Source organism: Lacticaseibacillus manihotivorans DSM 13343 = JCM 12514, assembly GCF_001435035.1.
GTDB lineage: Bacteria > Bacillota > Bacilli > Lactobacillales > Lactobacillaceae > Lacticaseibacillus > Lacticaseibacillus manihotivorans.
This window is the reverse complement of record NZ_AZEU01000084.1, coordinates 1-2846: the sequence shown is the minus strand read 5'-3', so window position 1 is coordinate 2846 and position 2846 is coordinate 1. Positions and strand designations below refer to the sequence as shown.

Below are 2846 nucleotides of genomic sequence, written 5' to 3'. Positions count from 1 at the left end.
ACCGACGTAGCAAGGCTGCGTGATGGTATTGGTCCAGAAAAACGTCCGCACGCCCACTCGGCGATCTTTTTTACCCCATTCGGTGCTAAAATTGACACCACTCGGCGAAAGAATTGACCAAGAATTTCAAAAGTGGCATCGCTGAGCGTTTTCAGCGATGCCACTTTCAGTTTTACGGGAGCTTGTCTCCTCGGCACTTACCCAGGTATTTCACGATGACTTCTTTTCCATATTCGAAAAGCTCGTCATCCGTCAATTTATCGTTATTTTCCCAGATAATGTCCACCAGTGCGTCGCCAAGCACGTTTTCCCAGTCTTCCATTGCGTCTGTATGTGCATAGAACAGCGCCAATCGTTGTTCCAGTTCTACTGAAATCATGCAAATTCGCCTCCGATTCCATACCGCTCGCGCATCGATTTGTCGCCTTGGATAAGGAGCTTGTAAGAATCGTGGACGATTCGGTCAAGGATCGCATCCGCAATCTGTGGATTTCCCAGCTTACTATGCCAGCCTTCCGGCGCGAATTGAGTACAAAAGATTGTTGAACCACGCTGACTTCGATATTCGATCAACTCAAGAATAGTCTGAGCTTGTTCATCGTTGATCGGCGTCAAAAGCCACTCATCGATGATCAAGAGTTCAACTTTCTTGTACCGTTCAATAATCTTATGAAAGTCACCGTTTGCCTCATGCTTCGCTACAATCAAATCATCAATCAGTTCGGGAAGACGCACATATTTTACTTTATGAAACTGATGGCAAGCCTCAATCCCCAAAGCTGTCGCCAACCATGTTTTCCCGTTACCTGAAGCACCCATTAAGATGACGTTATGGTGCTCTTGAATATACGTGCCAGTCGCAAGGCGTTGAATCAAGTTCCGATCCAACTTACGATCCGGCAAGTAATTGATATCAGCTATACATGGCTCATTCGTCCGAAAATTTGCACTCTTGATCAGTCGATTCAGCCTATTTGACTGAAGGCTTGCGTAAGCCGCATCAACGAGTAACTTGAACCGATCATCAAAGTTCATTGATCGATATTCTGTGTTGCTTTCCTGTGCTTCCAAGGCATTTGCCATAGAGGTAAGCTTCATCTGCCGTAACTTCCGTTGAGTTTCGTCATTTACCATTAGTCATTTCCTCCAAAGTATGCTGCACCACGAGTAAAACCGTAGTCGGGTTCGTTAATCGTCTTTGGTGCTGGAATCTTTTGACTTTTCATAACCCGTTCAACTACGGACACCGTCGGTGCGGTCGCAATTTTCATCACGGTCGTACACGCGGCTTCGATTTCAATAGCTGCGTATTTTCTAGCTAAGCCTTTGAATCGAAAAGCTGCACTTAGACCTTGTTTTTCACTTGCCGCCGATTTAAGTAGATATCGCATTACGGCAAGCGTATTGATGCCAACCTCTTCCGCCCAAGCTAATGCGTTCTCAGGTGTATGATCGACGAACAGTTTATGTTCTGCTGGCAAATGATCGTGATTGGTTGAAAATTGCCCGAATTTACCGGTTAGTCGTTTATGGGAGGCAATTCGATTACCTTTGTAGAAAACTTCTACGATATCTTTCGTCACCTTGATATCCACTTTAGATGAGATATACTCGTAAGGAACAGAGTAAAACTGACTTTCCACGTTGATGTGGTAGTCTAATTGCACGATGGCAGTCCGCCAACTGGCCATCGTATAAGCTTGAACAGGTAATGGTCGCAAGGCAAAGCTTTCTTCGTCATGAAACGCCGAAAGGCGACTACCTTGTTTATATTTCTTTGTGAATGGCCGTTCGTTGAACTCCTTGAGTTTGATGCGAACGGCCTTATTTAATTCCTCGAGGCCAAAGAATGTTTCATTTCGTAGCGCTGCTATAATCCATGTTGATACTGTCCCCACAACACCTTCGACAGTCGGCTTATCCTTTGGCTTCCGGACTCCTGCTGGCATCACAATTGTGCCGTAGTGCAAGGCTAGATCTCGATACATTTCATTCAAGATGATTTCGCTATGCTTGTGCGAAGTCACACCCGTTTTGAGATTGTCGGAAATCAGATATTGCGTCACACCACCAAAGAATTCATACGCATGAATGTGTCCAGTAAGCCACGCCTCCTGTTGTTCAGTCATAAATGCCTCACAGTAGCTGTACGCACTACACGGCAAAGAAGCGATGAACAGATATGCCTTGATGATTTCTCCAGTTTCGCGATCGACGATATGCAAAGGTGAGCCCGCCCAATCGACCTCCATCACTTCACCTGGTTTACGCCGGATCCGCATAGTTGCCTTATATTTCTGCGCATAAGCACGATAATACTGGCAAAAGGTTCGATACGCATACGGAATTGTGCCATTTTGTCGGCACTCTTGCTCATATTCATAATGAACCAGGGATAAGGTGACGTTAGGCTTAGCCAATTCCTCGTGTATCTTTTCGAAGTCGGGTATCTGCCGACCTTTTGCCATCGGTTGCTTCTGAGGAAACAACAAGCTTTCCAACCAAATATCATCCACATCATCAGTAAATGGTGGACTAATCTGATGTAGCTCAGCTTGCTTGATAACTTCAGAAATCTTGGGACGTGAATTCCCAGTGATTGCCGCAATGTCTCGCTGCACCAGCTCTTGAGCGTGAAGCTCAAGAATTTGACGGTAATGAATAGCCATTACAAAGACCTCCTGTATTTAAGAATTGCACGCGCTTACACGTATGCTACCCGTAGTATACAGGAGGTTTCTGTATTGTTGGTCAATTTCTTCGCCGACCTTGGACAATTTTTTCGCCGAGTGGTGTCAAAAACTTCGCATTACGGGCGTGCGGACGTTTTTCTGGACCAATACCAT

General features: G+C 45.4%; 3 protein-coding genes. All 3 read right to left on the bottom strand.

Features of this window, described 5'->3' with window-relative positions:
* Window positions 1-172 precede the first annotated feature (172 nt).
* Genes FD01_RS04410 through istA form a run of 3 tightly spaced genes read right to left on the bottom strand, consistent with a single transcriptional unit; the run spans window position 173 to window position 2669 of the window.
* A complete protein-coding gene (locus FD01_RS04410; protein WP_003663192.1) occupies window positions 173-379 on the bottom strand; it encodes a hypothetical protein in 207 nt (68 codons plus the stop codon).
* Window positions 376-1134, bottom strand: a complete 759-nt coding sequence (gene istB, locus FD01_RS04405; RefSeq protein ID WP_003663191.1) for an IS21-like element helper ATPase IstB — start codon at window positions 1132-1134, stop codon at window positions 376-378. Before istB ends, FD01_RS04410 begins: the two co-directional genes overlap by 4 nt.
* Entirely contained in the window at window positions 1134-2669 is a 1536-nt protein-coding gene (gene istA, locus FD01_RS04400; protein WP_056962823.1) for an IS21 family transposase, read from the bottom strand. Before istA ends, istB begins: the two co-directional genes overlap by 1 nt.
* Between the last annotated feature and the right edge of the window lie 177 nt (window positions 2670-2846).

Coding starts and splice junctions, on each gene's coding strand:
- istA (WP_056962823.1), bottom strand. CDS start 2,669: ATGGCTATTCATTACCGTCAAATTCTTGAGCTTCACGCTCAAGAGCTG.
- istB (WP_003663191.1), bottom strand. CDS start 1,134: ATGGTAAATGACGAAACTCAACGGAAGTTACGGCAGATGAAGCTTACC.
- FD01_RS04410 (WP_003663192.1), bottom strand. CDS start 379: ATGATTTCAGTAGAACTGGAACAACGATTGGCGCTGTTCTATGCACAT.